The organism is Roseateles asaccharophilus, from assembly GCF_004362405.1.
In the GTDB taxonomy this organism is placed as follows: domain Bacteria; phylum Pseudomonadota; class Gammaproteobacteria; order Burkholderiales; family Burkholderiaceae_C; genus Kinneretia; species Kinneretia asaccharophila.
Genome location: NZ_SNXE01000001.1, coordinates 685015 through 708414, shown reverse-complemented (window position 1 = coordinate 708414; position 23400 = coordinate 685015). Strand labels below are relative to the sequence as shown.

At 69.0% G+C, this 23400-nt stretch carries 20 protein-coding genes; 11 read left to right on the top strand and 9 right to left on the bottom strand.

Going from position 1 to position 23400, the window contains the following annotated elements; genetic code table 11:
* Entirely contained in the window at positions 1-1704 is a 1704-nt protein-coding gene (locus DFR39_RS03195; protein WP_211343778.1) for an ABC transporter ATP-binding protein, read from the top strand.
* A 154-nt stretch (positions 1705-1858) separates the two neighbouring features.
* Here the strand turns inward: DFR39_RS03195 and DFR39_RS03190 are convergent, their stop codons facing one another.
* A complete protein-coding gene (locus DFR39_RS03190; protein WP_133602069.1) occupies positions 1859-2761 on the bottom strand; it encodes a LysR substrate-binding domain-containing protein in 903 nt (300 codons plus the stop codon).
* A 132-nt stretch (positions 2762-2893) separates the two neighbouring features.
* Between DFR39_RS03190 and DFR39_RS03185 the strand changes: the two genes are divergently transcribed.
* Positions 2894-3337: a DoxX family protein gene (locus tag DFR39_RS03185; RefSeq protein ID WP_211343777.1), complete on the top strand. Its 444-nt coding sequence runs from the start codon at positions 2894-2896 to the stop codon at positions 3335-3337.
* Positions 3338-3348: 11 nt separating this feature from the next.
* Positions 3349-3657 carry a hypothetical protein gene (locus DFR39_RS03180; protein WP_211343776.1) on the top strand — a complete coding sequence of 103 codons (309 nt, stop codon included), beginning with the start codon at positions 3349-3351 and terminating at the stop codon, positions 3655-3657.
* A gap of 126 nt (positions 3658-3783) precedes the next feature.
* Here DFR39_RS03180 and DFR39_RS03175 read toward each other — a convergent pair whose 3' ends face one another.
* The 4 genes from DFR39_RS03175 to DFR39_RS03160 are packed head-to-tail and all read right to left on the bottom strand — an operon-like array spanning position 3784 to position 6813.
* Positions 3784-4185 (bottom strand): DUF6463 family protein, encoded by a 402-nt coding sequence (locus tag DFR39_RS03175; RefSeq protein ID WP_246030658.1) that lies wholly within the window; start codon positions 4183-4185, stop codon positions 3784-3786.
* Positions 4182-5534 carry an ABC1 kinase family protein gene (locus DFR39_RS03170; protein WP_133602068.1) on the bottom strand — a complete coding sequence of 451 codons (1353 nt, stop codon included), beginning with the start codon at positions 5532-5534 and terminating at the stop codon, positions 4182-4184. The genes DFR39_RS03175 and DFR39_RS03170 overlap by 4 nt, the downstream gene beginning before the upstream one ends.
* Positions 5531-6076, bottom strand: coding sequence for a DUF2867 domain-containing protein (locus tag DFR39_RS03165; RefSeq protein WP_133602067.1), 546 nt, complete (start codon positions 6074-6076; stop codon positions 5531-5533). Before DFR39_RS03165 ends, DFR39_RS03170 begins: the two co-directional genes overlap by 4 nt.
* Complete coding sequence (locus DFR39_RS03160; protein WP_133602066.1) at positions 6073-6813, bottom strand: TetR/AcrR family transcriptional regulator; 741 nt, start codon at positions 6811-6813, stop codon at positions 6073-6075. Before DFR39_RS03160 ends, DFR39_RS03165 begins: the two co-directional genes overlap by 4 nt.
* A gap of 156 nt (positions 6814-6969) precedes the next feature.
* Here DFR39_RS03160 and ubiG point away from each other — a divergent pair, with 156 nt between their 5' ends.
* The 5 genes from ubiG to DFR39_RS03135 all read left to right on the top strand — a co-directional run bounded on the left by ubiG (position 6970) and on the right by DFR39_RS03135 (position 14350).
* The gene (ubiG, locus tag DFR39_RS03155; protein WP_133602065.1) at positions 6970-7722 is read left to right on the top strand and encodes a bifunctional 2-polyprenyl-6-hydroxyphenol methylase/3-demethylubiquinol 3-O-methyltransferase UbiG; all 753 of its coding nucleotides are present in this window, start codon (positions 6970-6972) and stop codon (positions 7720-7722) included.
* Entirely contained in the window at positions 7719-8429 is a 711-nt protein-coding gene (locus DFR39_RS03150; RefSeq protein WP_246030657.1) for an SDR family NAD(P)-dependent oxidoreductase, read from the top strand. Before ubiG ends, DFR39_RS03150 begins: the two co-directional genes overlap by 4 nt.
* Positions 8430-8557: 128 nt before the next feature.
* Positions 8558-10639, top strand: a complete 2082-nt coding sequence (locus DFR39_RS03145) for a GGDEF domain-containing protein (RefSeq protein ID WP_133602064.1) — start codon at positions 8558-8560, stop codon at positions 10637-10639.
* Positions 10636-12648 carry a GGDEF domain-containing protein gene (locus tag DFR39_RS03140; RefSeq protein WP_133602063.1) on the top strand — a complete coding sequence of 671 codons (2013 nt, stop codon included), beginning with the start codon at positions 10636-10638 and terminating at the stop codon, positions 12646-12648. The genes DFR39_RS03145 and DFR39_RS03140 overlap by 4 nt, the downstream gene beginning before the upstream one ends.
* A 49-nt stretch (positions 12649-12697) precedes the next feature.
* Complete coding sequence (locus tag DFR39_RS03135; RefSeq protein ID WP_162849399.1) at positions 12698-14350, top strand: SulP family inorganic anion transporter; 1653 nt, start codon at positions 12698-12700, stop codon at positions 14348-14350.
* Here DFR39_RS03135 and DFR39_RS03130 read toward each other — a convergent pair.
* Positions 14347-16218 carry a hybrid sensor histidine kinase/response regulator gene (locus DFR39_RS03130; RefSeq protein ID WP_162849398.1) on the bottom strand — a complete coding sequence of 624 codons (1872 nt, stop codon included), beginning with the start codon at positions 16216-16218 and terminating at the stop codon, positions 14347-14349. The genes DFR39_RS03135 and DFR39_RS03130 overlap by 4 nt on opposite strands.
* A gap of 156 nt (positions 16219-16374) precedes the next feature.
* Between DFR39_RS03130 and gshA the strand changes: the two genes are divergently transcribed.
* Genes gshA through DFR39_RS03115 form a run of 3 tightly spaced genes read left to right on the top strand, consistent with a single transcriptional unit; the run spans position 16375 to position 18726 of the window.
* Entirely contained in the window at positions 16375-17904 is a 1530-nt protein-coding gene (gene gshA / locus DFR39_RS03125) for a glutamate--cysteine ligase (RefSeq protein WP_133602060.1), read from the top strand.
* A 31-nt stretch (positions 17905-17935) separates the two neighbouring features.
* Positions 17936-18271, top strand: coding sequence for an antibiotic biosynthesis monooxygenase family protein (locus DFR39_RS03120; protein ID WP_133602059.1), 336 nt, complete (start codon positions 17936-17938; stop codon positions 18269-18271).
* A 50-nt stretch (positions 18272-18321) separates the two neighbouring features.
* The gene (locus DFR39_RS03115; RefSeq protein WP_133602058.1) at positions 18322-18726 is read left to right on the top strand and encodes a GFA family protein; all 405 of its coding nucleotides are present in this window, start codon (positions 18322-18324) and stop codon (positions 18724-18726) included.
* Positions 18727-18785: 59 nt separating this feature from the next.
* Here the strand turns inward: DFR39_RS03115 and DFR39_RS03110 are convergent, their stop codons facing one another.
* From DFR39_RS03110 to DFR39_RS03100, 3 genes are all read right to left on the bottom strand, one after another.
* Positions 18786-19127: a DnaJ family domain-containing protein gene (locus DFR39_RS03110; RefSeq protein ID WP_211343774.1), complete on the bottom strand. Its 342-nt coding sequence runs from the start codon at positions 19125-19127 to the stop codon at positions 18786-18788.
* Positions 19128-19188: 61 nt separating this feature from the next.
* Entirely contained in the window at positions 19189-20817 is a 1629-nt protein-coding gene (locus tag DFR39_RS03105) for a phytase (RefSeq protein ID WP_133602056.1), read from the bottom strand.
* Positions 20817-23330, bottom strand: coding sequence for a TonB-dependent receptor (locus DFR39_RS03100; protein WP_133602055.1), 2514 nt, complete (start codon positions 23328-23330; stop codon positions 20817-20819). Before DFR39_RS03100 ends, DFR39_RS03105 begins: the two co-directional genes overlap by 1 nt.
* Between the last annotated feature and the right edge of the window lie 70 nt (positions 23331-23400).

Genomic DNA, 23400 nt, shown 5'->3' with positions numbered 1-23400 from the left:
ATGCTTCTGAGTATTCAAGACCTGAAGGTCGCCTTCCGCATGGGCAAGGTCGACGGCCAGATGCAGCGCCAGCTGGCCGTCAAGGGCGTGAGCTTCGACATCCCCGAGAACAGCACCGTGGCCCTGGTGGGCGAGTCGGGCTCGGGCAAGAGCGTCACCGCCATGTCCATCCTCAACCTGCTGCCCAGCAACGCCGAGCGCGAGGGCAAGATCCTGTTCCAGGGTCGTGACCTGCTGCAGACCTCGCTGTCCGAGCTGCAAAGCGTGCGCGGCCGCGAGATCGCCTGCGTGTTCCAGGATCCCATGACCTCGCTGAACCCCGTGTTCACCGTGGCCGACCAGATCATGGAGCCCCTGATCAAGCACATGGGCATGAGCCGCAAGCAGGCCCTGGTGCGCGCCGAGGAGCTGCTCAACGAGGTGGGCATCCCCGAGCCCAAGCGCCGCCTCAAGGCCTACCCGCACGAGATGTCGGGTGGCCAGCAGCAGCGCGTGATGATCGCCGTGGCCCTGGCCTGTTCGCCCAAGCTGCTGATCGCCGACGAGCCCACCACCGCGCTCGACGTGACCATCCAGCGCCAGGTGATGGAGCTGATGGCCAAGCTCAAGGAAACGCACAAGATGAGCATGCTGTTCATCTCGCACGACCTGGGCGTGGTGGGCGAGATCTCGGACCAGGTGGTGGTGATGCGCCACGGCCAGATCCGCGAGAAGGCTCCGGTGGCGCAGATCTTCAAGAACCCGCAGGACAGCTACACCAAGGCCCTCTTGGCCTGCCGCCCCTCGCTGAGCGAGAACCCGGCCCGCCTGATGGTGATCGACGATCACATCGCCGGCCAGAACGGCGAGCAGCGTGCCCGCGTGGAGGGCAAGGCCAAGGACCCGAACGCCCCCGTCATCCTGGAGGTGCGCGGCCTGAAGAAAAGCTTCTTCTTCAAGGAAGGCCTGTTCGGCAAGAAGGAGTTCAAAGCCGTCAAGGGCGTGAACTTCCAGCTCAAGAAGGGCTACACCCTGGGCGTGGTGGGCGAGTCCGGCTCGGGCAAGACCACCATGGGCCTGACCCTCTTGCGTCTGCACGAGCCCACCGGCGGCGAGGTGATGTTCGAGGGCAAGGACCTGCTCAAGATGAGCGGCAACGACTGGCAGAAGATGCGCCGCCGCATCCAGGTGGTGTTCCAGAACCCCTATGCCTCGCTGAACCCGCGCTTCACCATCGGTCAGACCCTGGTCGAGCCCATGGAGATCCACGGCATCGGCGCCAACCACAGCGAGCGTCTGGCCACGGCCAGCGCCCTGCTGAAGAAGGTGGGGCTGGACGACAGCGCGCTCAACAAGTACCCGCACGAGTTCTCCGGCGGCCAGCGCCAGCGCATCGCCATTGCGCGCTGCCTGACGCTCAAGCCCGAGGTGCTGGTGCTGGACGAGGCCGTGTCGGCCCTGGACGTGTCGGTGCAGGCCCAGGTGCTCAACCTGCTGAAGGATCTGCAGGACGAGTTCGGCCTGAGCTACATCTTCATCAGCCATGACCTGGCCGTGGTGAAGTTCATCTCCGACGAGGTGCTGGTGATGCAGAACGGCGATGTGGTCGAGCAAAGCGAGACCCAGGCCCTGCTGGCCGCCCCCAAGCAGGAGTACACCCGCCGCCTGCTCGGCGCCGTGCCGCGTGGCTACCAAGAAGAAGGCGCCGAGGTCTCGGCAGCCTGAGCGCCAAGCGCTCGCAGCGCCGGGCCGGGAGGCCGCGGGTGATGCGAGCGCTGCCGCCTGCGCCCGCCGAGGATGAGCATGCGGGCGCCCCGATCAATAGCGCCGAGGCCGCGGTACTGACCGTGACCTCGGCGGGTGCCATCCCCGGGCAGCCTCACAGCGACGGGCGGGTGGCATCGCGCAGCAGCGCATCGCGCACCCACGCCACGGCTTCCTCCGGCGCCGTGCGGCACATCAGCATATAGGGATGAGGCGCCGGCAATGCCGGTCCCGGGAGCGGCAAGAGACTGCCCTGGCGCACCGCGTCTTCGCAGAGGTCCTGCGGCAAGAGCGCCACGCCCGCACCGAGCATGGCGGCATGGGCCGCCAAGTGGGCCAGATTGAAGCGCAGACCAGGCAGAGGCCCATGCACCGGGACGCCGGCTTGCTCAAACCAGTCCGCGAAGCCCGGCGAGGGCCAGCCGCGGTCCTCGATGCTCAGATGCAGCAAAGGCAGCATCGCCACGTCGGCAGGACGCAGATCGCGCCCGCGCCCGAACAGCGCCGGTGATGCATAGGCGCGGAAGGGACCGCTCAGCAGAGGCTGCTGGCTGTGGCCGGGTAGCTCGCCGCGCTGGAAATAGATGCCGATGTCAGCATTCATCGCACCGCTGGCTCGGTGCTCGGCCGCAATCACCCGGATCTCAAGCTCGGGGCGCTGGCGACTCAGGGATGCGACACGCGGCGTCAGCCAAAGCGCAGCGACGCTGAATTGGGTTCGGATTTTCACCACCGGGCGCAGCTGGTGATCACGTACCGCGCAGCTGGTGCTGACCAGGCGCTCGAAGGCATCGCGGATGCGCAATGCATAGTCGCTGCCCGCCGGCGTCAGGCTCACGCCATTGGCACTGCGCTGAAACAGCGCACGTCCCAACCAATGCTCCAGCTGCTTGATCTGATGGCTGACGGCCGCCGCGGTGACATGCAACTCACCGGCCGCGCGCGCAAAGCTCAGATGCCGGGCAGCCGCCTCAAAGGCCCGCAGCGCGGGCAGGGGAGGAAGCGCTCGTTTGTCCATGGCACGAGTAGACACCAAATTCAGCTAAGCCTGTGGCTCAAGAATTTCAGTTTGCGGCGCATGAGTCAGCGGGCGAAGATGAGATTCATCGCATCGAGACCTAATTGGCCTTGGGCCAATCCCAATTCGACCATGAAGTTCAAGCCCTTCCCTCAGCTCGCGCAGCGCCAGCACATGGCTTGGGCCGCGCTGCGGTGCACGCTGGCCTTGCTCGTGGCGGCCCATGGCGTTGCGCGTCTGACCCATGGTGCGGTACGTCCCTTCGGCGACTGGTTGCAAGCGCAGGGCTGGCCAGCGGGGATCTGGCTGGCCAGCGGCATCACGGCACTGGAAATTGCCGGGCCGCTGCTGCTTGTGCTGGGTCGCGGAGTGCGTCCGCTATGCCTGCTGCTGGCAGGCCTGTATGCGATGGGCATTGCACTGGTGCACGCGCGGGCGGGCTGGTTCGTGGTCGGACTGGGTCGCAATGGCGCCGAGTACTCGGTGCTGCTGATCGTTTGTCTGCTGCTGCTGGCCTGGGTGCAGCCGACAGCCCCCGCCTCATCAACCCACTCCAGGCGTTTCGAGACCCCATGAATCCTTCTTTGTTGCCATTCTTCTCAATCTCGCGTGCGCTGACCCTGGGCGCCAGCCTCATCTGCCTGCTGCCGCTGGTGGCCTGCTCCTCGCTGGCGGAGAAGAGCAATATGCTCAGCGACGAGCGTGTGATTGCGGAGTCTGCGGGCGCGCTGGGCCTCGCGCCAGCCGAACTCAGCTTGCAATCGCGGCACACCTCGGGGACCAACACCTACGCGGTGCTTCGAAGCCGTGCGGGCAAGGAGTACAGCTGCACCATCAACGGTGGCAACTTGCTGTCCTTCGGCATGAGCAACCCGCCGAGCTGCCAGCGCAAGTAGCGCAGGCGCTGAGCCGCTGCCGCAACCGCAGCATCGCTGCGGCATGCGCGGAACGCCGCCCCACACCGCCAACAACCATCTGGCCACCCCGCCGGACGTGGCCGCGCAGCAAGCGCGCGCGGCCGATCAGGGCCAGGAAGTCGGCGACGCCCCGCCGGCCACCGGGCGTGGACGCAGCAGTGCCCACGCCACCGGCAGCAGCAGCCAGAAGCCCGAGGCCGGCATCAGCACGATGCCCAGCACGCTCAGGGCCAACAGCCCCCAGCCCAGCGGGCGTAGCGATGCCGCATCCACCCGGCGCTCCAGCAAGCTCAGGGCCTGTCCCAGCAAGGCCAGGGGTGCGCCAAACAGCAGGAACCAGGTGACGGCGCCCAGCAAGGGATCGACACCCACGGCATCGAACACCCCCAAGTGCAGCAATTGCTGCAGCGGCCCCGCGAACACCAGGAGCCCGAACAGCGTGTGCAGCGCGGCCACGGCCAGCAGCCAGCGGCCCATCCAGGGGCGAGTCGGCGACAAGGTCTTCATGCGGTCTCTCCGTTGATCCAGGGATTGCGGGTGCACACCCGGGCGCCCAGCTGCGCCAGCAGCTGGTTCAGGCCCAGGAAGGCGCGGTCGAAGTAGGGCAACTCGGGAGGCAGGTCGTGCAGATGCCGGATCGCCAGGCGCTGCTGCGCAACGTCCAGATTGGGCAAGGGCGCACGCATGCGGAAATCGAATCGGGGCTGGCGAAAGGGCGCCAGCTGCCAGTCCAGCAGCGGCGCCAGCGCGGGCCGCAGCTCGCGGCGGAAGGCGCTCAGGTCCAGGCCCACATCGATCAGGCCCAGGTCTCGATAAGCCTGGTGCAGGGCTGCATCACCATCGGGCCTGAGGGCGGCCGACCAGGCCCGTGCCAGCGCCCCGACAAAGCGGGGCGGCAGGACCCGCGTGCAGCCAAAATCCAGCAGGCCCAGGCGGCCCTGCGGCATGAAGAGGTAGTTGCCGGGATGGGGGTCGGCATGCAGGCGCCCCAGCTCGAAGACCATCTGCATGAAGCTGTCAAAGATCAGTTGGCCATAGTGATCGCGCTGCGCCTGGCTGGGCTCGCCCGCCAACCATTCGGCCAGGTGCAGGCCCGGCAGGGCCTGCATGGCCAGCAGCTGGGGGGTGCTGAGCTCGTGGCAAACCACGGGCACGACCAGCTGCGGCAGACGCGGCGCCAGCGCGGCCCGAAACTCATCCATCGCACGCGCTTCCTGCGCATAGTCCAGCTCGGCCGCCAGGCTGGCCTCGATATCGGCCAGGACCCGACCCAGCAAGGCCTCATCGGGCAGGGCAGCCTCGCCCAGCGCCAGGCTGCGCAGGGGACCGAGCAGCAGACCGCGCAGCAGACGCATATCGCTCGCCACGGTGGCGGCGATGCCGGGGTACTGGAGCTTGAGCGCCAGCTCGCGGCCATCGGCCAGCCGGGCCCGATGCACCTGCCCCAGGCTGGCGGCCGCAAAGGCCTGCGGCTCGAACACAGCAAAGCGCTCGCTCCAGTCCGGCCCCAGGGCCTGACGCAGGCGTTTGCCCACCAGGGCCTGATTCATGGGCGTGGCCTGGTAACAGGCCCGGGCCAGCTGCGCACGCAGGGCCTCGGGCAGCAGCCGGGTGTCGCTGCTCAGCAGCTGGGCCGCCTTCAGCGCCACCCCCTTGAGCTGATTGAGTGCAGCAAACAGGATGCGGCCCAGCTCGGCCTCATGGGCCGTTCGGGCCGCGTCGCGCTCAGCCCCATCGCGCGCCAGCTCCTGCGCCTTGTGACTCAAGCGGGCGACGCCAGCGCGTGCCAGCGCGGTACCGGCGATGGCGCCGCGCGCGAGGCGTCCGGTGCGCGGAGGCCGGCTGGCGGCAGTCATGCCCGGCGCTCACGCCGCAGCTGGCGCATCACCTGACGCAGCATCAGCGGCACGATCAGGCTGTGGACGGGCCCCACCACCGCCATGTAGAGCCAGCCCAGGCGGTTGTACTCATGCACCACCGTGCTCAGGGCCAGGCGGCTGCCACCGTCAGGCTGGGTCAGGCGCAGCAGGGACAGGCGCACATGCAGGTGCTTGTCTCTGTCACCCAGCACGAGCTCCCCCGGCCAGCGCTCCTCCAGCGTGAAGATGCCGAGCCGATCACCGATACGGAAATGCTCGGCCGGCTTGCCACCCGTCTGAGCGGCCAGGCCGCCCAGGTCCTTGAGTCCGACCAGGCGCACGACCCGGTTACGCAAGCGCATGAGCGCCCCCATCCAGGCCGGCGTGCGCCCACTGAGTTGCAGCCAGATCGACAGCAGGTCACGGCCCGGGTCGGGATCGGGCAGCAGGTAGCAGTCGGCAAAGTCGGCCGTCGCCAGACTGGGCGCGAGCACGCTTTGCGCCGGCACGGCGATCTTGCTCAAGGTCCAGGACTTCATGGACGGGCCTCCCTGGCGGCACCCAGGCCGCGTCGCGCCAGGCTCAGCAGCTCCAGCGCACCGCCCCCCTGAAGCAGGCGGGCCAGCTGGTTGCGCAGCAGAAAGCCGCCCAACTCGCCCAGCTTGTTGATCAGCCCGCTCTCCAGCATCAGCACCAGCAGACCCAGGCTGAGATCGGTGAGCTGGGTGGTGTCGGAGAACTCCGCGCTCTCGTCCTGCAACCAGTAGACGACGATGGCGAACACATAGTCGGCCATCAGCCCGGCCAGCAGGCCCTTGAAGCCGCAGGCCGCAATCTGGCCGGCCGCCTCCGCCTCGGCCAGCCAGGCCTCGAACTGAGCCTTCAGTGCCGCCTTGCCGGGCAGCGCATCGCCCAGCAGCAGCAGCGGGTTGTCGCGTGCCAGGCCGCGGGTGATGGCGACGAACTCTCGGTCCGGCAGCAGGCACTCAAGCACCGCATCCACCAGGCGCTGCAGACGCTCCTGCAAGCCGTAGTCCGCCAGACCCTTGGTCTTGAGCGTCTGGGCCAGGGCCTCGCGCACAGCCAGCTCGTAGTAGCCCAGCACCAGCTTTTCCTTGCTGGGAAAGTATTTGTAGATCGTGGCATCCCCCAGGCCGGCGGCGCGCGCGATCTGCTTCATGGTGGTCCGCTCATAGCCCTGGCTGACGATCAGCTCCACCGCAGCCGCCAGCAGCTGGCGCTGGTTCTTGTCCTGCTGGGATTTTGAAATCCTCATTTGCTATCCATTAAATAAGCAATGAATCAATTTATTGGATAGTACGCATGCAAAACAAGAACTGCAAGCGCTGGCCAAGCCGAGACAACCCCAGGCCGGCATGGGTCGGGGCCGCCCAGCACAATGCTAGGACCTTGCTGACCCAGCCCAGCCCCCATGAGCGCCGCCGCCCCAAGCCCCACCATTGACCCGGTCGAACGCCAGCGCTACGAGCGCCTGGCCGCCCTGTGGTGGGATCCGCGTGGCCCCATGCGGCCCCTGCATGTGCTCAACCAGCTGCGCAGCGCCTATCTGCTGGAGCATCTGGCCGCGCACTTCGGCCGGGCCGCGGCTGATCTGCGCGGCCTGCGGGTGCTGGACCTGGGCTGCGGCGCCGGACTGGCCAGCGAGGCCCTGGCGCGGGCAGGCGCCCAGGTCCTGGGCATCGATGCCGCGCCCCGCAATATCGAGGTCGCCCGGGCCCACGCGGCCGCCCAGGGGCTGAGCATCGAGTACCGGGCCGGCGAGCTGGTCGAACAGCTGCGCCCCGAGGAAGACTTCGACGTGGTGCTGGTGCTGGAGGTGGTGGAGCATGTGCAGAACCTGCCCGGCTTCTTTGCCCAGGCCGCGGCCCGGCTGCGCCCGGGCGGCACCCTGGTGGCCTCCACCATCAACCGCACGCCCATGAGCTGGCTGCTGGCCATCGTCGGCGCGGAATATGTGTTGCGCCTGCTGCCACGCGGCACGCACCGCTGGCAGCAGTTCGTCAAGCCCGCCGAGCTCGATGCCCTGGCCGCCGCCAGCGGCCTGCGCCTGGCGGAGAGCCGCGGCCTGCGCTATGTGCCCCTCTTGCACCGCGCGGGCTGGACGGGCTCACGGGCGGTGAACTATCAGAGCCGCTACATCCGTCCGGCGGCCGGCGGCGCATGACGATGTTGGCGCGCCTGCCGCCGTCCTATCGCGCCCTGGTGCTGGGCGCCAGCGGCACGCTGGGCAGCGCCTTTGTGCGAGCCCTGCGGGCCGATGCCCGCTGTGCCACGGTGCAGGGCCTGTCGCGCAGCGGGCAGCCCGCCCTGATCCTGGAGCAGGAAGACAGCCTGCGCGAGGCCGCGGCCGCCGTGGCGTCCGAGGGCCCCTATCACCTGATCATCGATGCCACCGGCGCGCTGACCATAGACGGGCGCGGTCCCGAGAAGCGTCTGGCCGAGCTGGATGCCACCGGCCTGGCCCGCAGCTTCCAGATCAATGCCACAGGGCGGGCCCTGCTGCTCAAGCATTTCATTCCCCTGCTCGCGCCGCGAAATCAAGCCAGCATCCTGGCGGTGCTGTCGGCCCGGGTGGGCAGCATTGCCGACAACCGGCTGGGTGGCTGGTACGGCTACCGTGCGGCCAAGGCGGCCGGCAATATGCTGCTGCAGACCGCCGCCATCGAGGCCCAGCGCAGCCGGCCCTTGGCCGTCTTTGCCGCGCTGCAGCCCGGCACCGTGGCCTCGCCCCTGTCCGCGCCATTCAATGCCGGCCACGCCCTGACCGATGCCGATGCGTCGGTCGCCGGCCTCCTGCAGGCCCTGGGCCGGCTGGAGCCCGCCGCCGGCGCCCGTTTCATCGATCACCGGGGCCTGCCCATCCCCTGGTAGGCCGGTCATCGCACGGTCAAACGTGCATATTCACCACGCTCGCCCGTCTAGGGCGCACCCCAGTCTGTGCGGGCCGCCCATACTTCTACACTGCAGGCATAAAGACAAGGGAACCGCCGCCGCGCGCGATGAATCGACCGAGCCTCTGCCAGCCCCGGGCCGGGCGCAGCCATATCGCCGCCTTGCTGCTGGCTGTCAGCCTGGGCCTGAGCGCCTGCCAGCGCGACACCGACACGCCACCCCCTGCCTCCGCGACGCAGAGCGAAGCACAACAGGCGATCTGGCAGGAGTTCGGCCGCATCGAGCGCGAGGGCCGGGCGCGGGCACGGGAGAGCGAGCAGCGCCTGCAGGCATTGCAGGCCAGCACGCAGCCGGCCAGTGCCGAGCGGCTGGAGCTTCTGGCCCTGCGCGGCCTGATGGCCGCCTACAACCGTGATCGCCCGACCCTCGAGGCCGTGCAGCGGGACCTCGATCACTGGCCCCTGCCCGCTGCGCAGCCCTCCGCCGAGCTGGCGATTGCCACCATGCGGGCGCTGGACCATCAGGTGCGCGGTGATCTGCGTGAGGCGGTCGCCGCCCTGGCCATGCAGGCGCTGAAGTCCCAGCAGCAACAACAGCTCAGCCCCCAGATTCTTTGGCGGGCACGTCTGGCCTGGGCCTCCATCAAGTCCGACAGCGGCATGCTGGATGAGGCCCTGAGCATGGCGCTGGAAGCCGTCAAGCAGGCCGACAGCATGGGCCAGTCCTGGCGCCGTGCCGTGGCGCTCAACGAGCTGTCCTATGCCTATACCCGCGCCCAGCAACCCGAGCAGGCCCAGCGCGCCAGCGCCGAGGCCCTGGCCGCTGCCAAGGAGGATCCGGCACCGCTGCTGATGCACAGCATCTTCACGATGCGCGGTATCGCCTATGCCCAGGACGCCGACCCCAGCCACACCCAGCGGGCCTGGGAGCAGGCGCTGCAATACGCCCGGGAGGCCGGTGCCGACGGCGCCCTGGCCCTGTCACTGGCCAACTACAGCGACCATCATCTGCGCCGCGGCGAGTACGAACGCGCCCTAGAGCTGGCCAGCCAGGCCCTGCCCCTGGCCCGGCGGGAACAGGCCCTGAGCATCGAGGTCCTGGCTTTGCACAATATGGGCCTGGCCAAGATCGGTCTCAAGCGTGTGGCCGAGGGCACACGCGATGTGCGCCAAGCCATCACCCTGGACGAACAGCAGGGCGCCCTGGCCTATGCGGCTGAAGGCTGGCGCGAGCTGGGTCAGTACCTGGAGAAGGCGGGCGATTGGGGCGGCGCCATCGAGGCCCACCACGCCTACCGCCGCCTGATTGACCAGGTGCTGCGCGAAGACACGCGCAAGACGGTGCTCGAAACCCAGGCCAGCTACGAGGCCGAGCGGCGCGCCAAGGAGATCGAGCTGCTCAACCATGACAACAGCCTCAAGGCCGAGCGTATCCGCGCCCATGAGCTGGAAATCAAGCTCTGGGCCACGCTGGCGGCTTGCGTGCTGATCTGCGCCGTGCTGCTGGGCATGAGCTACCGCCGCATCAGGCGCACCAATGCCGCCCTGGCCAGCAGCAATGAAAGCCTGAAGCTGCAAAGCGAACGCGACCCGCTCACCGGCCTGTCCAACCGCCGCCACTTCCAGGCCGCGATCAAGCGCCTGGCGGATGCCGGCGGGCTGTCGGGCACCGTCTACCTCATCGACATCGACCACTTCAAGCGCATCAACGATCAATGGGGTCATGCCGCCGGCGACAGCGTGCTGATCGAGGTGGCCCGGCGCCTGCGCAGCGCGCTGCGCGAGGACGATCTGGTGGTGCGCTGGGGCGGCGAGGAGTTCCTGATCATCGTGCCCTCGCGCGAAGCCGAGGGCGCCAGCACCCTGGCCCAGCGCCTGCTCAGGCTGCTGGCCCTGCCGGTGCAACATGGCGCGGTGGCCGTGCCCATCAGCGCCTCCATCGGTTTTGCCAGCTTCCCCGTCGCCCCGCATGGACTGAGCCTGGGCTGGGAACGTGCCATCGATCTGGTGGACACCGTGATGTACATGGCCAAGGCGCATGGGCGCAACAAGGCCTATGGCGTGGAGCATGCCGATGCCCGCAACGAGCAGGAGCTGGACGCCCTGGCACGGCAGCTGGAGCAGGCCTGGCAGCAGGGCCGCGTCGGCCTGGTCGCCATCAATGGCCCGGTTCTGGAGGGCGCGCCATGAATCGCCGGCTGCTCGTCTTCTTGCTCAGTCTTTGCGCCCCCCTGCTCGCCCAGGCCGAGACGCGCCTGGCCGCCGCGCTGGACCGCGAGCTCGACCGTGAGCTGTCGCATCTGGTGGCGCGGGCCTACGACCGGCCCGATGCAGCCCTTGAGGCCTTGCAGGCCTTGCGGCAGTCCCGCCCCGCGGGCAACGCACTGGGATTCACGTTGGCCGAGGGCCAGATCCTGGTACACCGCGGGGACATTCAGGGGGCCGAGGCCATCGCCGGCATCTTGGAAGGCGAGCCGCAAGGCCAGGCTCTGGGCCTGCTGCTGCGCGCGCTGATCGCTGATCGCCTGGGGCGTCGGGCCGAGGCGGCCGAGCTCGCGCGCGCCAGCCTGCAGAGCCTGGAGGCCGGCTGCCGGGATCAGGGTCTGGCGCAGGCCATCGAGCGAGGGCAGTGCGAGTTTCGCGCTGTCTGGTCCGCACTGCGCGTCCTGGAGCGCGAGCAAAGCGCACAAGGGCGGCTGGCGGAGGCCGAGTCCATTCTGAGGCGCTCGCTGGCGCTCGCCCAGGCTGGTGCAGACCGACATCTGAGCGCCATCAGTCTCAACAGACTGGCTGTGCTGAGCCAGGACCAGGACCAGCCCGATGCCGCCAGGCGCTGGCTGATCGCAGCGCAGGAGCAGGCGAAAGAGCTGCCCGGCACCCTGGCTCGGGTCAAGCAGTCCGAGGCCATCGTGGCCTCCAAGCGAGGCGACGCACAAGGTGTGCTGAACGGCTACGAGGAGGCGCTGGCCCTGGCGCAGCAGGCCGACGCCCCGCGCACCGAGGCTCAGATACGTGTCAATCTGGCGGATCTGCATATGCACAGCGGACGGCCAGCCTTGGCCGTTCGCGAGGCGCGCCTGGCCCTGCCCGTGGTGCTGGCCTTCAAGGACCTCCGGCTGGAGCGCACCCTGCGCCACAACCTGGCCGTGGCCCTGCTGCTGCAGCGGCAGTTTGAGGCTGCCCGCCGCGAGCTGGTGCGGGCCGAGCAACTGGCACGCGAGCTGCCGGACCCGGCCCGCCGCGCCGAGGAGCTGCGCGAGATCGGTCACGCCTGGGCCAGCAGCGGCCAAGCCCGGGAGGCCATCACCGTGTTCCATGCGGAGCGCGAGCTATCGGCCCAGATCCACGCCAGCCAGCGCGAGGCGCAAATGCAGCAGCTGCAGCTCAAGTACGACAGCGAGCGCAAACAACGTGATCTGGAGCTGCTGACGCGGGAGCGCAGCCTCAAGGACCAGCAGCTGGCCAACCATGCCATGGCCCAAGGCGTGGGACTGGCGCTGGCGGTGCTGCTGGGCCTGTCCCTGGTGCTGGTGGTGGTGATGCTGCAGCGGGTGCGCGCGGCCAATCGCCAGCTCAAGGCCAATCAGCAGCTGCTACGCGCCCAGAGCGAGCGCGACCCGCTCACCGATCTGGCCAACCGCCGCCACTTCCTGGCCGTGATGCAGCAGCAGTCCGAGCAGCTCTTCGCCGGCGGGCTGCTGATGATCGATATCGACCACTTCAAGCATGTGAACGATCAGCATGGCCACGCGGCCGGCGATGCGGTGATCCGTGAGGTGGCCCAGCGTATACGCAGCTCGGTGCGGGACCAGGATCTGGTGGTGCGCTGGGGCGGCGAGGAGTTTCTGGTCTTCACCCCCAATGTGGAGCCCGCCGATCTGGCGCGCCTGGCCGAGCGGGTGCTGAACAGCGTGGGCAGCCAGCCCGTGGCCACCGACAACGGCCCCCTGCGCGTGACCGTCTCCATAGGCTTTGCGCATTTCCCCCTGCCCCCGGCCAAGCTGCGCCAGCATTGGGAGCAGGCCGTGAACTGGGCCGATATGGTGCTCTACACCGCCAAGGCCCAGGGCCGCAACCAGGCCGTGGGCCTGGCGGCGGTGGACGCCCGAGATGCCGCGGTGCTCAGCGAGATCGAGGCCGACTTCGACGCCGCCTGCCGGTCGCAGCGTGTGCGCCTGCAGCACATCCCGGGCCCCTGAGCGGGCATACTCGCCGCCTTCGTCCCGCCATGGAGCTACAGAATTGAGCATGACGCGAGATCCAGCACCCCAAGGCGGTTGGCGCACCTACCGCCAGCAATATCTGCGCGAAGACCTGCTGGCGGCCCTGGTCGTCAGCGTGCTGCTGATCCCGCAGAGCATTGCCTATGCCATGCTCGCCGGGCTGCCGCCGCAGGTGGGCCTGTACGCCAGCCTGCTGCCCCTGATGGCCTATGCCGCCCTGGGTTCCAGCCCGCATCTGGGCCTGGGCCCGGTGGCGGTGCTGGCCCTGGTGATTGCCCAGACCCTGGCCCAGGCGCCGCCGGGCGTCAGCCCCAGCGAGGCAGCCCTGGTGCTGGCGGCCGAGGTGGGCATCATCCTGGCCCTGGCCGCCGCCCTGCGCCTGGATGCGCTGGCGGCCTTGCTCAGCGTGCCGGTGCTGCACGGCTTCGAAACCGGCGCCACCCTCTCCATCGCGGCCAGCCAGCTGCCGGTGCTGCTGGGCAGCCCGGCCAAGGGCTTTGAGCTGCCGGCCCTGCTGGAAAGCGCCGCGGCCAGCGGCTTCGCCTTCCAGCCCCTGGCCGCCGCCTATGGTCTGGCGGCCCTGCTGCTGCTGCTGGCCGCCAGGCGCTGGCTGCGCGGCATGTGGGCGCGCCTGGCGCCGCTGGCCGTGCTGCTAGGCGCCATGGCCCTGGCCGCGGCCAGCGATGCCCTGAGCCGCGGCGTGCCCCTGGTGGGCACCCTGCCGCCCCTGCATCTGGGCCTGTCGCTGCCACGCCTGGATGCCCAGCTCTGGCTGGCCATGCTGCCCGGCGCCCTGATGGTGGCCCTGGTGGGCTATGTCTCCAGCCTGGTGGTGGCCGAGTCCCTGGGCCGGCGCGCCAATGTGCGCATCGACGCCCGTGCCGAGCTGCGCGGCCTGGCAGGCGCCAATATGGCCGCGGCACTGAGCGGTGGCATGCCGGTGGCGGCCAGCTTCTCGCGCAGCGTGCTGATGGCCGATGCCGGCAGCCGCACCCGCATGACCGGCGTCTTCATCGCCTTCGCCATGGGCGGCGCCATGCTGGCCCTGGCCGGCCCCCTGGCCCTGCTGCCCAAGGCGGTGCTGGGCGCCACCATTCTGGTGGCCGTGCTCTCGGGCCTGAAGCTGGGCCCCTACCGCGATGCCTGGCGCTACGCCAAGCCCGAAGGGCTGCTGATGGTGGCGGTCAGCCTGATGGTGCTGTGCTGGAGCGTCACCGCCGCCCTGGGCCTGGGCGTGCTGGGCTCCATCGCCCTGCTGCTGCAGCGCACCGCACGGCCCCATGTGGCCCTGCTGGGCCGCGTGCCCGGCACCGAGCATTACCGCAATGTGGACCGCTACGAGGTCGAGCGCCTGCCCGGCGTGCTGGCCCTGCGCATCGACGAGAGCCTGCTCTTCACCAATGCCCGCAGCCTGACCGATGTGGTGCAGACCTATCTGGCCCCCCACCCCGAGACCCGGCGCGTGGTGCTGCAGATGACGCCGGTCAACGCCATCGATTTCAGCGGCCTGGAGGCCCTGCGCGAGCTGCACGACACCCTAGCCCGGCGAGAAATTCGCCTGGACCTCAGCGAGGTCAAGGGCCCGGTGCTGGACCGGCTGCGCGCCGGCCACTGGGAGCGCTGGTTCCGCGGCCGGCTCTTCCTGAGCCACCACCAGGGCATGGAAGCGCAGGACTAGGGCCGCCCCGGCGCCCGCGCCTCAAGCCGCTGCGCCAGCAGATCGTCCAGGCCGCGCAGAAAGCGCCCCATCTCCAGGGGCTTGGTCCAGTAGTCATCAAAGCCCAGGGCCAGGGCGGCCTGGATATCGCGCTCCTGGGCGTTGGCCGAGAGCGCGATCACCTTGCAGTGCGCCAGCTCCGGCGCCAGGCGCAGGGCGCGCAGCACCTGGCTGCCATGCAGATCGGGCAGCTGCATGTCCAGCAGGATCACATCGGGCCGCAGCTGCAGGGCCAGGGCCAGGCCGGCGCGGCCGCAGTCGGCGCTGCTGAACTCGAACTGCGGGCGCAGGGCCATCAGCTGGCGCACCAGCAGCAGATTGGCCGGCGTGTCCTCGATATAGAGCAGCTTGCGTCGACACCCCGATGCCGGCGCCGGATCCTGGATCAGGGCGGGCAGCTCGTCCAGCGGCGCCGGCTGGGTGTCTTCTTGATCGGCGGGCAGCCAGACTCTGAACTCGCTGCCGCGACCCGGCTCGCTGTCCACCTCGATGCGTCCGCCCATGCGCTCGGTGAGCTGGCGCGCAATGCTGAGCCCGATGCCCGTGCCCGCAATGCCCTCCAGCTCGGCACCCAGGCGGTTGAAGGGCTCGAACAGGCGTTGCCGGGCCTCGGGGCTGAGTCCGCGCCCGCTGTCGCGCACGCACAGGGCCCACTGGGCCGAAGCCGCCTCGGCCCAGCCGGGCTCGCTGCCGCGCACATCCACCTCCACCCAGCCCTGGGGCCGGTTGTACTTGATGGCATTGGTCAGCAGATTCAGCAGCACCTGTCCCAGACGCCGGCGGTCCGCACGCACCCGGCCGCCCAAACGCGGGCGCGCCAGACGCAGGCTGATGCCGGCGGCCCGTGCCTGATCGTCCACCCAGCCCAGGGCTTCGCGGGCCAGCGCGTCCAGCGCCACGGGCTCGTCACGTAGCTGCTGGCGGTCGGCCTCCAGGCTGGCCAGATCCAGCACATCGTCGATCAGGGCCAGCAGATGGCGGCCGGCCCCCTCGATATGCGCCAGGCGCTCGTGCTGGCGCTCGCTGAGGAACTCGCTGCGGTCGTAATGCATCAGCTGGGCAAAGCCCAGCACCGCGTTCATGGGCGTGCGCAGCTCATGGCTGACACGGGCCAGAAACTCGGACTGGGTGCGCTTGAGCTGGGCCAGGCGCTCGTTCTCTAGGGCCAGGGCCTGGGCACGTCGCCGCTCGGTGACGTCCATATTGATCCCGGTCATGTAGGCCGGGCGCCCCTGGGCATCGAAGACTGTGCGCCCCCGGCTGACCAGCCAGTGCAGTGAGTCGTCCGGCCAAAGCACGCGGAACTCCCACTCATGCGTCTCGCGAAATCCCGTGCCCTCCACATAGTCGCGGGCAATGCGCTGCCACTGTTCGCGATCCTCGGGGTGCAGGCACTGCAGGGCCAGCTCGTCCGGGGCACGGGGATCGTCGGGCTGCAGGCCGCGCAGGTGATACATCGCATCGCTCCACTGGGTGCGCTGCCCGGGTGCCCGCCGCCACACACCCACCCCACCGGCCGCCAAGGCATGCAAGACACCCGCGGGGGCCGCCGGCGCCAGCCATAGCAGCAGGGCGCCCTCATCCGCGGGCAGCACCTGGGCCTCGAAGTCCAGGGTCGCGCCCTCCATGCGCCAGCGATGACTGCGGGCATCGGTGACGGCCAGCACCTCGGGCGCCAAAGCCTGCCAGGCACGCTCCTGGGAGGCGTCGTCGAGGCCCTGCTGTGCCGCCCACTGCCTGGCCGCGCCATTGGCTTCGGCCAACAGGTCACCGTCGCGCCGCCAGATGCGCAGGGCCGGATGCAAGACCAGACGCCAGAACTCATCCATGGAAGTGGCCGCGGCTGTTGCCGTCGAGAGTCTCAGGCCAGTGTAGCCCCAGGGCCGGGGAGGCCGGGGCGCTGAACCGTCGGAAAAAGGCCCGATGGCTGCACCCTTCATCCGCATCTGGTAACTTCCGCGGTCTAGAACGACAAGGACCGCCGCATGAGCGAAGCATCCAAGCAAGCGCCGCAGGCACCGGCCATCACACAACTACAAGGCATACGTCGAGGCATCGAGAAGGAAAGCCTGCGTGCCCTGCCGGGCGGCATGCTGGCGCTGACGCCACATCCGCTGCAGCTGGGCTCGGCGCTGACGCACGACAAGATCACCACCGACTTCAGCGAAAGCCAGCTGGAGCTGATCACCGGCGTCCATGCCAGCGCGGACGCCTGCCTGGCCGAGCTGCAGGAAATCCACCAAGCCGTCTACCAGGTGCTGCAGACCGAGGGCGAGGAGCGCCTGTGGGTCAGCTCCATGCCCTGCGGCCTGCCCACCGACGAGACCATTCCACTGGGCCGCTACGGCAGCAGCAATGTGGGCCGCTCCAAGAGCATCTACCGCATGGGCCTGGGCCAGCGCTATGGCCGGCGCATGCAGACCATCTCGGGCATCCACTACAACTGGAGCCTGCCCGAAGTCAGCACCGAGCAGTACTTCGGCCTGATCCGCAATTTCCGCCGCCACAGCTTCCTGCTGCTGTACCTCTTCGGTGCCTCGCCGGCGCTGTGCTCCACCTTCGTGGCCGGCCGCCAGCATGAGTTGCAGGCCCTGGGCAGCCACACCTTCCACATGCCCTACGGCACCTCGCTGCGCATGGGCCGGCTGGGCTACCAAAGCGATGCCCAGTCCTCGCTGTGCGTCAGCTACAACTGCCTGGAGCGCTATGCCGCCTCGCTGCAAGACGCGCTGACACGTCCCTACCCTGCCTATGAGGCCATCGGCGTGCGCAACCCCGGCGGCGACTACAACCAGCTCAGCCCCACCCTGCTGCAGATCGAGAACGAGTTCTACGGAACCATCCGTCCCAAGCGCGTGATCCGCCAGGGCGAGCGCCCCCTGCATGCCCTGCGCGAGCGCGGCGTCGAATACGTCGAGGTGCGCTGCATGGACCTCGACCCCTTCGAGCCCCTGGGCATCAATGCCCAGACCATGCGCTTCCTCGATGTGTTCCTGCTGCACTGCCTGACGCAGGCCAGCGCGCCGGACACGCCCGAGGAAATCGCCGCTCTGGGCGCCAACCAGCACCGCACCGCTGCGCGCGGCCGCGAGCCGGGCCTGCGCCTGCAGCGCGGCGGCGCCGAGGTCGATCTGCGCGAATGGGGCGCCGAGATCGTCGAGCAATGCGCGCCGCTGGCGGCCCAGCTGGATGCCCTGCAGGGCGGCAGCGAGCACGCCGAGGCCCTGGCCATGGCCAGGGCCCGCCTGGCCGACGCCGCGCTGACGCCCTCGGCCCGCGTGCTGGCCGCGATGAAGCAGGACTTTGGCGACTCGCACGTGGCCTTCATCCGCGCCCAGTCCGAGCAGACCCGCCAGCGCCTGCTGGCCCTGCCCTGGAGCGAGGCGCAGACCGATCGCTATGTCCGCATGGCGGCCGAATCCATCGCCGCACAACGCCGCATCGAGGCGGCCGACACGGTGGACTTCGAGACCTATCGGCAGCAGTACCTGGCGGCGCAGAGCCTGGTGGTCTGAAGTCGGGCGACAAGCCGGGGAGCGAGCATCCGTGATTCTTGAAATCGCCCAGCTGCAGATCAGGCCCGGCCAAGGGGCTGAGTTTGAAGCGGCGTTTCTCCAGGCGCAGCGGATCATTGCGTCGATGCCGGGCTACCTGGGCCACGAGCTCCAGAAGTGCCTGGAGCATGCTGACCACTACATGCTCCTGGTTCGCTGGGCCTCGGTGGAACACCACGAAGTCGGCTTTCGCAAGTCGCCGCAGTACCAGCAGTGGCGCGAGCTTTTGCATCACTTCTACGACCCCTTCCCGACGGTGCTGCACTACACCCACGTGGCGGGGCCTGGCCTGAGCACGCCCGCTGCCACTGAAGCGCAGCGTCCCTGAGTCCATACCGCGGCCTAGGATAGGTCTGCCCGGAGTCGGACCGCCCGCCCATGAATCCACCTAGTCCTCCACCCCCTCTACACGGTTCCTGCAACTGTGGTGCCGTGCGCTTCACACTGATGCAGCCGCCCACCGAAGCCACGGCCTGCCACTGCACACAGTGCCGCAAGCAGTCGGGCCACTACTTCGCATCGGCCAATCTGCCCAAGTCGGCGCTGCAGCTGTCGGGAGCGGAGCACCTCAGCTGGTACCAGGCTTCCGACAAGGTGCGCCGGGGGTTTTGCTCACGTTGTGGCTGCTGGCTGTTCTGGGAGCCCATCCACAGGGACTGGACCTCGGTCGCGCTGGGGGCGCTAGACGGCGCCACGCACCTCGCCCTGGAGCGCCACATCTTCGTGGCGCACAAGGGCGACTACTACGAGATTGCCGACGGGCTGCCGCAGAACCAGGACTGAGCGCGCCAGTCCCTGGGCTCGCTCATCCACCATCGACGCCGGTCGGCTGCCGAGCGGCGCTAGAGGGAGCCGCTGGCTCGCAAGGCTTCGAGCCGCAGGGAAATCCGCTGCTCCAGCTCACTGAGAGACTTCTGGAGCGCCAGCCGATCCGGCTCGGTGCTTGCCGCTGCAAGCGCGGCGCGCAGCTGGGCGCGTTGATGGAACAACTCCACCTCGGGCGGCACCACGCCGGCGTTCTTGAGGATCTTGAAACCCATCCTGAACTCGTCCGGCGTCTGCACCCAGCCCGCGTCGCTGAGCATGGGCTTGCCATAGCTCTGCGCCGTGCTCAGCTCGCCAGATCGATGGGCTTCGTCGAGCTTTCGTCCGATCTCGTCTTCACGCAGTTGAAGCGGATTCACAAGCATCTCCAGCGATCGATGGAAATGCCATGCTAACCCGTGCCATGCGGCCCCCAGGGCCTCACAGCCCCAGCTTGTCCGCCACCTCGCGCCAGGGCACCAGCTTGAAGTTCTGCGTGCCCTGGGGCAGGCGCTTGCGGCCGTCCTGCACCACCAGCAGGCCCTCGCGGTAGGGGCCGCCCAGATTGGCCGATGTCAGGTCCAGGCCATCGGTCTCCGAGGCGCCGTCTATGCCCAAAGCGGCATTGATGCCAATGCGGAAGGTTCCGCGCAGCGCGTGCGGCGCATCGGCCTCGTAGACCGCATAGCTGTCATTGCCCTGGGACGACACCACCAGGAAGCGGCCCTTGGGTGAGTCGTGGATGGCCAGGCCCTCCACATCGCCGTGCAGGGACTCGCTGACCGGGATCACCAGCTGCGGCTGGGCCTCGGCCACATCCAGCGCCACGCGCCAGACACCGCGCTTTTCCTCGCCCACAAAGAGCTGCTGCTTCGCCTCGTCCACCACGCAGCCCTCGGGCTGGCTGGGCAGGCGGAACTCGCGCACCAGGGTGGCGCTCCAGCCGCCCTTCTGCACGGCATCGCGCTTCAGGCGGAACTGGCGCACACGGCCGTCCTTGTCGTTGGGAAAGGCGTCCAGCCCGCCCTCGGCATTGCGGCCCACGCACAGACCGTAGATATCGTCCAGGCCCGTGGGCAGGCGGGCCAGCTCGCGCACGCGCCCGTCCTGGCGCGAGATGCCGAACAAGACCAGGGCATGCTCATCGCGCTGGGTGGCCACGGCCAGATCCAGGGACTGTGCGCCATAGCGCAGACCCTGGCGCAGATCCACATTGTTGATGCGGCCCACGGGCAGGAACTGGCGCTCGCGCCCCTGCAGGTCATAGACGGCCAGGCCCAGCTTCTTGTCGGTGCCCAGGATCAGGCTGCGCTCGCCCCGGAGCGGATGCACCCAGATGGCCGGATCGTCGGCCGCATCGCCCTGGGCGCGCACCGGCTCGGTCTGCGCGCTGGGCAGCACGATGGCCGGCGCGGGCGCCGTGGCCTGCGCCACCGGCGTGGCGGCCAGCCAGGCGTCCAGGCGCTGCAGCAGGGCCTTCTCGTCGGACTGGGCATCGGCCAGCACCAGGCGGCGGCCCTCGCGCTCGGCATCGGCCGCATAGCGCCACAGGCCCACGCCCGGCTCGGCGATGTAGAGCGCCGCCTCGGCATCGCGCACCCGGCAGGCCAGGGGCGCGTGCGGCGTGGCCAGACGGCGCAGCTGGCGCGGCGCGCTGCGGCCGCTCTCGTCCAGCAGCCATTGCTCCGAGAGCCCGTCATCACCCAGCAGGAAGAGCTGCAGCAGGCCTTGCGCATCGCGGTGCAGGCAGAGCTGCTCGGTGGCATAGGCCGGGCCGCTCCAGCGTGCCAGCTGCTTCAGCTGCTTGCCATCCGGCTCGGCGCGCAGCAGCAGCAGGCGGCCGCTGTCGGCATCCTGCACCAGGGCCAGTGTCCGGCCCTGGCTGTCGAGGCGCTGGTCCCAGCGCTTGATGCGCAGCTTGAGCTGGTCGCTGAGGCGGCCATCGGCCGCACGCAGCTCCAGGCCCTGCTTGCCCAGGCTCAGGGTCTGGGCTTGGGTCGGGGTGAGGACTGCAGCCAGGCTCATGGCCAGAGCCGCCAGGGCCAGGCCTTGCTTGATCACTTGCTTCATCAGAACACCGCCGCCTTCACACCGATCTTGATGCTGCGACCATACTGCTCGAACTGCGCGTTGCGGGCCTTGTCGGCCTGGTAGACGTAGTACTTGGCATTGGCCAGGTTCAGGGCCTCGAAGCTCAGCTCCACGCGCGGATTGAGCTGGTAGCGCAGCGAGAAGTCCACCTGCTTCTGGCTGTCCACCTTCAGATCGCGGGCAGCGTCAAACACATCGCCCACTTCCAGCAGATAGGGCGATTTGTGGTTGAGCGCCAGGCGGGTGCTCAGGCCATGGCCCTCCCAACCCAGGCTGAGATTGAGCGTGCGGTCCGACTGGCTGGGCAGCGAAATCTCGCGCGACTTCCACTGGCCGCCATCAAAACCGCCGATGCGGGCCGTGGAGTCGACGAAGGTGGCATTGGCACCCACGATCAGGCCGTTGAGGGGCGCGGGCAGCTGGCGCAGCAGCTGGCTGTAGGCCAGCTCCAGACCGCGCACCGTGGCCTTGTCGCCGTTGGCATAGCTGTGTACCGCGCTGAAGGCCTCCCAGCCCTTGCTGCCGGCCAGATCGGTCTGGAACACGAAGTCCTTGATGTTCTTCTGGAACACATAGGCCGAGATGGCGCCATCGCGGCCGCCCTGGCCCAGCGCGTGCTCGATGCCCAGATCCAGATTGCGCGAGCGCAGGGGCTTGAGCAGGGGGTTGCCCAGCTCGGCCTCGTCACCATCCACCACGCGGCCGGGCGAGAGCTGGCCGAAGCTGGGGCGCAGCACCGAGTTCGTCAGCGCGGCGCGCAGCTGCGTGTTCTTGCTCATCAGGTCCTGGCGCAGCAGCAGGGCAGGCAGCCAGTGGCTGCTGCGCGTGTTGGCCTTGCTGGCGCTGATCACGTCGTCCAGCGCCGCGAAGCCCTCGGCGCTGAAGGCAATGCGCTCGTAGCGCAGGCCGCCCAGCAGCTGGGTGCCGCCCCGCTCCCAGCGCAGCTGGGCATAGCCGGCGTCCACGTCTTCCTGCATGGCGAAGTCGTTGGAGGACGAGTCCACGGCATCGCGGAACTTGGCGGGGTCAAGACCCGACACCAGGCGGCGCAGCGCGTCGGCATTCAAGGCCGGCCCAAAGCTGCCCCAGGCATAGTCCACCGCGCCGCCAGCCAGGAACTGGTCCATGGCCAGGGCGCTCTTGGCAATGCCGGCCTTGCTGAGGTTCTTGGCGCTGTAGGCGTAGGTCTCCTGCTCATTGCGCTTGTCGCGGCGCGTGGCCTTGAGGCCGGTCTTGAGCTCCAGCTCGGCGCCGCCGGCCAGCTCGAACTCGCGCTGCAGGTCCAGCTTGGCGTGGCGCACACGGTCATTGGCCTTGGAGTCCTCGATCTTGAACTTGTCCAGCGCGTAGCCGCTCGTGCCGGCCAGCGTCGCGGGGCCGAGCAGCTGCGGGCGCTGCGTGCCGCTAAAGCCCACGCCGCTGAAGCTGCTCTTGAAGGCCGAGGAAGCCAGCGCATTCGGCTTGGCCTCGCTGGCGCGGCCCTGGCCGGCCTCGGCATTGAGCTGCCAGTCGCTCAAAGCCAGATGGCTGCCCAGCACCAGGGAGTTGCTGCGGTTGTTCTCCACGCGCGACTTCAGGCCGCGCAGCACGCTGGCCTTGCCCAGGGCGCCACTGGCCTGTGCATCATCGAACTCAATCGCCTGCGACTGGCGGGTCTCGGTGTCGTCGAACTGGCTGGCAAAGCCGCGCAGGTAGAAGTGCCGGCCCTGAGCCGGCTTGTAGTCGAGATTGATCGCGGCGCCCAGGCGCTCGCGCAGGATCTCGTAGCGGCGCAGCTCGAACTCCTCCAGCTTGCTGCCGTCCCAGGCGCCGCCGGTCTCCACATTGTCGCTGGCAAAGCGGCGCTGGTCGGCCGAGAGCGCCAGGGCGAGGCCCAGGGTGTTGCCCAGGAAGCGGTCGGCAAAGGTCAGCGAGCCGCGGGGCCGGGTCTTGCCGGCATTGGCATCGTGGTTGGCGCCCAGATCCAGGCTGAGCAGCTTGCCGGCCAGGTCAAAGGCCGAGAGCGTGTTCACCGCCACACTGCCGCCGATGGAGTTGGCATCGTCGGCCGGCGTCAGCGTCTTGGCCACCACCAGGGAGCGGATCAGGCCGGCCGGCACCACGTCCAGCCCGGGCGCGCGGCGCTCGGCCTCGGAGGCCGGCACGGTGGCGCCGTTGATGGTGACGGCGTTGTAGTCGGGGCCCATGCCGCGCACGCGGATGAAGCGGCCCTCGCCCTGGTCGCGCTCGACCGAAACGCCCGGCAGGCGGGCCAGGGCCTCGGCGGCATTGTTGTCGGGCAGGGCGCCGATGGCATCTGCATGCACCACGCTCATCACACCCAGGGCAGCGCGCTGCTTGTCCAGCGCCCCACGCAGATTGGCGCCCTGGCCGGTCACACGCACCGTGTCCAGCTTTTCGGGGGTGGCGGTCTGGGCTTGGGCGGACCAGGCCAAGGCCAGGCTGAGGCTGAGCAGGCTGAGCCGGAGGGGATGGGCAAAAGAGGCAGACATGAGGGTGTGAGGGCGCTGACGCCGGGCAGTCGAGGAATGGCTGCGCATGCTGGTCGGCCGCCATGGCAGT